Here is a 6,732-nt window from a genome sequence, read left to right on the forward strand (position 1 = left end):
CCGCCGCGTCGGCCTCGCGGTGCTGGCCGGCCGCGAGGCCGACGCGGCGGTGCTCGGCTACGAGATGGCCATGCTGGTCAAGAGCGTGAGGCCGTACCTGGTGACCGCCCCCCGGCAGCACGCCGCCGAACCCCCGGCGATGAGGCCTTGAACGTGGCGACGGCCGGTGACGGCCCCTGGCTGGACGACGCGGCCGGACGGCTGGTACGCCCCTTCACCGTCAGCGACGGCCGCACCCGCCCCACCGTCGAACTCGACCTGATGTCACAGGTGATGGCCACCGGGACCACCCCCTTCGGCTACCTCGGCCCCGAGCACGCCCAGGCACTCGAACTGTGCCGCGCGCCCCTGCCGGTCGCCGAGGTGGCCGCCCACCTCAAGCTGCCGCTGGCCGTCACCAAGGTGCTGCTGGCGGACCTCGTCGACGGCGGAGGCCTCACCACCAAACCCCCCGTGTCCGACCACCATCCGACGGACCGGGCCCTTCTGGAGGCAGTGCTCGATGGACTACGACGACAGCTCTGACCACGGCGCCGACGCCGACGTGTTCCCCACCGCGCTCAAGATCCTCGTCGCGGGCGGGTTCGGCGTGGGCAAGACCACCTTCGTCGGCGCGGTCAGCGAGATCGCGCCGCTCAGCACGGAGGAACTGCTCACCACGGTCAGCGCCGCCACCGACCGGCTCGACGGCATCGAGAAGAAGGTCGAGACGACCGTGGCGATGGACTTCGGCCGCATCACCCTGGACCGGCAGCACGTGCTCTACCTGTTCGGCACACCGGGCCAGGAACGGTTCTGGTTCATGTGGGACGAACTCTGCGAAGGCGCACTCGGCGCGGTCATCATCGCCGACACGCGGCGCCTGGAGGAGTGCTTCCCCGCCGTCGACTTCTTCGAGCAACGCGGCCTCGGCTTCATCATCGCCGTCAACGAGTTCGACGGCGCCTTCCGCTACGACCCCCAGGAGGTACGCGCCGCCCTGGACCTGCCGGACGGGATCCCCGTCGTGTGCTGCGACGCCCGGATCTCCAGCTCGGGCGTCCAGACCCTGCTGACCCTGGTCCGTCACCTCATCGCCCACGCCCCGGCCACCGCCACGGGGTACGGCGCCCACACGTGACACCCCCACACCGACACGGAGCCCGTATATGACATGTGCCCACATCCAGGGAGCCCGCCCATGAGCTACGACCCGCCGCGCCCGGCCGGTCGTCTGCTGCTCACCCCCGAGGACAGGGAGGCCCCGGCCCGCACCGAACGACTGCGCCGGCTGGGACTGGGCGAGCGCCCCGAGCCCGCCCTCGACGCCTTCGCCTACGGCCTCGCCGGGTTCACGGGGGCGGCGTACGCCATGGTCAACTTCCTCGGGCAGGAAGGCCAGTTCTTCGCCGGGCTGCACACCCCGGCGGTCGCGCCCGTGGTCCGCGGCGACGGCACCGGCGCACTGCTGGGCCGGTCGCTGCCCCGGGACCACGGCTTCTGCCCCCACGTGGTGGTCCGCCGCAAGGCGCTGGCCCTGGGGGACGTGAGCGACTACCCCCGGTTCGCGGGCAACCCGGTCGTGGACGAGTTCGGGGTGCGCTCCTACCTGGGTGCCCCGCTCATCGACAGCACCGGCATGGTGCTGGGCACCGTGTCGGTCTCCGACACCCGGCCCCGGGCCTGGGGGCAGGAAGGGCTCGCGGCCATCAAGGGACAGGCCGCGGACCTCGTCGTGCGGATCGAACGCGGGGAGAGCGACGGACTGCCGTTCTGAACCGGGGGAGGCGGTGCGCTGCCGCCGATGGGGTGAGGCGTGAAGGAAAGCTGTGGCCGCGCTTAAGAAATCCTCGATGGACCGGTGAGGGTGTCGTACGGCAGATTGCAGTGCGATCCCACTCCGCTCCCGGCCAGGGCTGCTCCGGCATGCCCGGAGCCGGGACCCACCCCCGAGGAGCCGTGCGTTGAAGGCGCTCGTCAAGGACAAGGCCGAACCCGGGCTGTGGCTCGCGGACGTCCCGGAGCCGGCCGTCGGCCCCGGCGACGTGCTCATCAAGGTGCTGCGCACCGGCATCTGCGGCACCGACCTGCACATCCGCGCCTGGGACGGCTGGGCCCGGCAGACGATCAGCACCCCCCTGATCCTCGGTCACGAGTTCGTCGGTGAGGTCGTGGAGACCGGACGGGACGTCGGCGACATCAAGACCGGCGACCGGGTCAGCGGCGAGGGCCACCTGGTGTGCGGCAAGTGCCGCAACTGCCAGGCCGGACGACGGCACCTGTGCCGTGCCACCGTCGGTCTCGGCGTCGGCCGCGACGGCGCGTTCGCCGAGTACGTGACCCTGCCCGCGGCCAACGTCTGGGTGCACCGCGTCCCCGTCGACCTCGACATCGCCGCGATCTTCGACCCGTTCGGCAACGCCGTGCACACCGCCCTGTCCTTCCCGCTCGTCGGAGAGGACGTCCTGATCACCGGTGCCGGGCCGATCGGCCTGATGGCCGCCGCGGTGGCCCGGCACGCGGGCGCCCGCCACGTCATGATCACCGACGTCAGCGAGGAACGCCTGGAACTCGCCCGCAAGATCGGCGTGAGCCTCGCGCTGAACGTGCGGGACGCGGCGATCGCCGACGGACAGCACGTCCTCGGCCTGCGCGAGGGCTTCGACATCGGCCTCGAGATGTCCGGCCGCCCCGAGGCGCTGCGCGACATGATCGCCAACATGACCCACGGCGGCCGGATCGCGATGCTCGGCCTGCCGGCCGAGGAGTTCCCGGTCGACTGGTCCCGGATCGTCACCTCGATGATCACCCTCAAGGGCATCTACGGCCGTGAGATGTTCGAGACCTGGTACGCGATGTCGGTGCTCCTCGAGGGCGGCCTGGACCTCGCCCCCGTGATCACCGGCCGGTACTCCCACCGCGACTTCGAGGCGGCCTTCGAGGACGCGGCGAGCGGCCGCAGCGGGAAGATCATCCTCGACTGGACGGCGTAGCCGCCCCGGCGTCCCCGTCGCCCCTTCCCGGCCCTTCCCCCCTTCCGCGAGCACCTTCAGGAGCCTCTCCATGTTCGACTCCGTGCGCGACGACCTCCGCACCACCCTCGACGAGATCCGCGCCGCCGGACTGCACAAGCCCGAGCGCGTGATCGGCACCCCGCAGTCCGCCACCGTGAACGTCACCGCGGGCGGCCGGCCCGGCGAGGTCCTCAACTTCTGCGCCAACAACTACCTCGGCCTCGCCGACCACCCCGAGGTGCTCGCCGCCGCCCACGAGGCCCTCGACCGCTGGGGCTACGGCATGGCGTCGGTGCGCTTCATCTGCGGCACGCAGGAGGTGCACAAGGAGCTGGAGGCGCGGCTGTCGGCGTTCCTCGGCCAGGAGGACACGATCCTCTACTCGTCCTGCTTCGACGCCAACGGCGGCGTGTTCGAGACGCTGCTCGGCGCGCAGGACGCGGTGATCTCCGACGCGCTGAACCACGCGTCGATCATCGACGGCATCCGGCTGTCCAAGGCCCGCCGCTTCCGCTACGCCAACCGTGACATGGCCGACCTGGAGCGCCAGTTGAAGGAGGCCGCCGAGGGCGGGGCGCGGCGCAAGCTGATCGTCACCGACGGCGTCTTCTCCATGGACGGCCATGTCGCACCGCTGGCCGAGATCTGCGACCTCGCCGACCGTCACGGTGCCATGGTCATGGTGGACGACTCGCACGCCGTGGGCTTCGTCGGGGCCGGGGGGCGCGGCACGCCCGAACTGCACGGGGTCATGGACCGCGTCGACATCCTCACCGGCACCCTCGGCAAGGCGCTCGGCGGCGCCTCCGGCGGCTACGTCGCCGCCCGCGCGGAGATCGTCGCCCTGCTGCGCCAGCGCTCCCGCCCGTACCTGTTCTCGAACACGCTCGCCCCGGTGATCGCCGCGGCCTCGCTGAAGGTCCTCGACCTGCTGGAGTCCGCCGACGACCTGCGGGTCCGGCTGGGTGAGAACACCGCCCTGTTCCGCCGCCGGATGACCGAGGAGGGCTTCGACATCCTCCCCGGCGACCACCCCATCGCCCCGGTGATGATCGGCGACGCGTCCCGCGCCGGACGCCTCGCGGAACTGCTCCTGGAGCGCGGCGTGTACGTGATCGGCTTCTCCTACCCCGTGGTGCCCGAGGGACAGGCCCGGATCCGCGTCCAGCTGTCCGCCGCGCACTCCGCCGGGGACGTGAACCGCGCGGTGGACGCCTTCGTGGCGGCGCGTGCGGAGCTCGACGCCTGAGCGGGGCCTGACGCGCCCCGCCGCGCGCCCCGCCCGCGAGGGTCGCCCGGGCGGGGCGCGCGGCGGCGTTTGAGAGAATCGGTTCCATGATCGAGGCACGGCGGCTCCACATCCTCCGCGCGGTGGCCGACCACCGCACGGTCACGGCGGCGGCCGCCGCGCTGTACCTGACCCCCTCGGCGGTCTCCCAGCAGCTCGCCGCCCTGGAGCAGGAGACCGGCCACCGGCTGGTGGACCGCGGCGCCAGGGGCGTGCGGCTGACCCCGGCCGGCGAGATCCTGCTGGGCCACACCAACGTGGTCCTCGCCCAGCTGGAGCGGGCCGCGGCCGAACTCGCCGCGTACGGCGCGGGCGCGGCCGGCACCGTCACCGTCGCCTCCTTCGCGACCGGGATCGCCGAGGTGGTCGCCCCCGCGGTGGTCCGCCTCGCCGAGACGGCGCCCGGCATCCGCATCCGCGTCCAGGACGCCGAGGGCGACGCCAGCCTGCCGATGCTGCTGGACCGGCAGGTCGACGTCGCCGTGGCCGTCGAGTACCGGGGCGCGCCGCCCGCCGACGATCCCCGGCTGTCCCACGTACCGCTGTACGCGGAGCCCTTCGACGCGGTCGTCCCCGTCACCCACCGGCTGGCCGGCACCGCCGAGATACCGCTCGCCGAGCTGGCCAAGGACCCGTGGATCGGCCCGTACCCCGGCAACCCCTGCCACGATGTCGTCGTCCTGGCCTGCGAGAACGCCGGATTCCAGCCCCTGCTCGAGCACTCCTCGGACGACTTCCGCGCGGTGGTGGCCCTGGCCTCGGCGGACGTGGGCGTCGCGCTGGTCCCGCGTTCGGCACTGCGCGGCATGGACCTGGCCGGTGTGGTCGTCCGCCCGGTCGACGGTGTCGTGCCGACCCGCCGGGTCTTCGCCGCCGTCCGCCGGGGGGCCGAGGAGCACCCGCTGATCCGCCCGGTCCTGGACGCGCTGGGCGAGGCCGCCGGCGAGGCGTAGGGCCCGGGACCGGCCCCCGGGCCTCAGGCCCGCCCGGTGCCGGAGCGGGGAACCGGCCCCCGCCACCGGGTGATTGTCAGTGGCGGCCGCTACGTTGCCTGCCATGCCGGATGCCGAAGACGTACGACGGATCGCGCTGTCCCTCCCGGACACGACGGAGAAGGTGGCCTGGAGCATGCCCACGTTCCGGGTGGCGGGGAAGATGTTCGCCACCCTGCCCGAGGACGAGACGTCCATCGCCGTGCGCTGCCCCAAGGAGGAGCGCGACGAACTGGCCCTCGCCGAGTCGGAGAAGTTCTGGATCGCGGATCACGAGGCGCAGTTCGCCTGGGTCCGGGTCCGCCTCGCCGCCCTGGAGGACGAGGGCGAACTGCACGACGTCCTCGCCGACTCCTGGCGCCAGACGGCCCCGCCCCGGCTGCTCGAAGCGCATCCCCGGCTCGGCCTGCCGCCCGGGGACTGACCCCCGAAGGCCGTCAGCGGACCGTGGCACGATCCGGGCCGGTGGACCGCGGCCGGAGCCGGAGGGGCGCTCCGGCCGCGGTGAACGCTCCGATGCGCTCCCGCAGCGAGCGGGCGTCGAGGCCGTGCGCGGCGACGTGTTCCTCGAGCCGCCCGTACCGGCGCAGCTCCCGCCGGCCCACACCCAGCCCCAGCACCCGGTGCGGCACGTCGGACAGCGCGTCGTTCGCCGCCGCCACCGACGTGCCCGCCAGATACGGTTCGACCAGGACGACGTCCGTCCCCGCGGCCTCGGTGGCCCGGCGCAGGGCGGCCGCGTCGAAGGGCCGGACCGTGGTGGCGTACAGGACGGTGACGTCGAGGCCCTCCGTGGCCGCGAGCACCGCGTCCAGCACGGGACCGACGGCGACCACCACACCCCCGCGGCCCTCGCGGACGGTGCGGAACCGCCCGCCGTCCACCGGCAGCGGGCGCGCGTTGGCCTGCAGGGACAGCCGCACGTACACCTTGTCGTCCCCGGCGGCCACCGCGTGCCGCAGCAGCGTCTCGGCCTCGTCCGGATGCCCCGGCACGTGCACGGTCCAGCCGTCCAGGGTGTCCAGCAGCGCCACGTCGCCCGGCGCCATGTGCGTGTAGCCGCCGGCCGGCCAGTCGAAGGAGGCGGCGGCGCTCACCAGGACCGCGCCCGCGTCCTGGTGGCCGAGGTCCAGCTTGACCTGCTCGAACGGCCGCTCGACGAGGAAGCTGGCGAACGTGTGCACGACGGGCCGCAGACCGGTGAGCGCCATCCCGGCGGCGGCCCCCACCAGGAGCTGTTCCCGGATGCCGACGTTGACGACCCGGTCCGGATGCCGGCGGGCGGCCCCGGTGAAGGCGTCCACGCCGATCTCGGCGAGAACGACGGCGACGCGGGGGTCCTCGTCCAGCAGCCGGGTGAGGACGGGAGCGAACCGGTCACGCATGGTGTCCACGGGAGGGGGTCCTTTCAGGAGGAGGATCCGGAAGGGGAACCGGCAGAACGAGCGGGGAGAAGGGG

8 protein-coding genes and 1 pseudogene are annotated in these 6,732 nt (G+C 73.2%); 8 read left to right on the forward strand and 1 reads right to left on the reverse strand.

The features are described 5' to 3' along the window. The 8 genes and pseudogenes from AOK18_RS23220 to AOK18_RS23255 all read left to right on the forward strand — a co-directional run. Positions 1–151 (forward strand): annotated as a pseudogene (locus tag AOK18_RS23220) (roadblock/LC7 domain-containing protein); the annotation flags it as partial. Between the two features lie 2 nt (positions 152–153). Next, complete coding sequence (locus AOK18_RS23225) at positions 154–525, forward strand: DUF742 domain-containing protein (RefSeq protein WP_055695602.1); 372 nt, start codon at positions 154–156, stop codon at positions 523–525. Further along, positions 503–1,120: a GTP-binding protein gene (locus tag AOK18_RS23230; RefSeq protein WP_055695603.1), complete on the forward strand. Its 618-nt coding sequence runs from the start codon at positions 503–505 to the stop codon at positions 1,118–1,120. Before AOK18_RS23225 ends, AOK18_RS23230 begins: the two co-directional genes overlap by 23 nt. A gap of 60 nt (positions 1,121–1,180) precedes the next feature. Further along, complete coding sequence (locus AOK18_RS23235; protein ID WP_055570779.1) at positions 1,181–1,756, forward strand: GAF domain-containing protein; 576 nt, start codon at positions 1,181–1,183, stop codon at positions 1,754–1,756. A gap of 187 nt (positions 1,757–1,943) precedes the next feature. Further along, the gene (tdh, locus tag AOK18_RS23240; protein WP_055695604.1) at positions 1,944–2,972 is read left to right on the forward strand and encodes an L-threonine 3-dehydrogenase; all 1,029 of its coding nucleotides are present in this window, start codon (positions 1,944–1,946) and stop codon (positions 2,970–2,972) included. Positions 2,973–3,042: 70 nt separating this feature from the next. Beyond that, entirely contained in the window at positions 3,043–4,242 is a 1,200-nt protein-coding gene (locus AOK18_RS23245; protein ID WP_055570777.1) for a glycine C-acetyltransferase, read from the forward strand. Between the two features lie 86 nt (positions 4,243–4,328). Beyond that, on the forward strand, positions 4,329–5,234 hold the full coding sequence (locus tag AOK18_RS23250; protein WP_055695605.1) for a LysR family transcriptional regulator: 906 nt from the start codon (positions 4,329–4,331) through the stop codon (positions 5,232–5,234). A gap of 103 nt (positions 5,235–5,337) precedes the next feature. Further along, positions 5,338–5,697 (forward strand): MmcQ/YjbR family DNA-binding protein, encoded by a 360-nt coding sequence (locus tag AOK18_RS23255; protein ID WP_055570775.1) that lies wholly within the window; start codon positions 5,338–5,340, stop codon positions 5,695–5,697. 13 nt (positions 5,698–5,710) lie between these two features. Here the strand turns inward: AOK18_RS23255 and AOK18_RS23260 are convergent, their stop codons facing one another. Continuing rightward, complete coding sequence (locus AOK18_RS23260; RefSeq protein WP_055695606.1) at positions 5,711–6,667, reverse strand: transketolase family protein; 957 nt, start codon at positions 6,665–6,667, stop codon at positions 5,711–5,713. Between the last annotated feature and the right edge of the window lie 65 nt (positions 6,668–6,732).

This window comes from Streptomyces prasinopilosus (assembly GCF_001419695.1).
Taxonomy (GTDB): Bacteria; Actinomycetota; Actinomycetes; order Streptomycetales; family Streptomycetaceae; genus Streptomyces; species Streptomyces prasinopilosus.

Coding starts and splice junctions, on each gene's coding strand:
- AOK18_RS23235 (WP_055570779.1), top strand. CDS start 1,181: ATGAGCTACGACCCGCCGCGCCCGGCCGGTCGTCTGCTGCTCACCCCC.
- AOK18_RS23245 (WP_055570777.1), top strand. CDS start 3,043: ATGTTCGACTCCGTGCGCGACGACCTCCGCACCACCCTCGACGAGATC.
- AOK18_RS23250 (WP_055695605.1), top strand. CDS start 4,329: ATGATCGAGGCACGGCGGCTCCACATCCTCCGCGCGGTGGCCGACCAC.
- AOK18_RS23230 (WP_055695603.1), top strand. CDS start 503: ATGGACTACGACGACAGCTCTGACCACGGCGCCGACGCCGACGTGTTC.
- AOK18_RS23255 (WP_055570775.1), top strand. CDS start 5,338: ATGCCGGATGCCGAAGACGTACGACGGATCGCGCTGTCCCTCCCGGAC.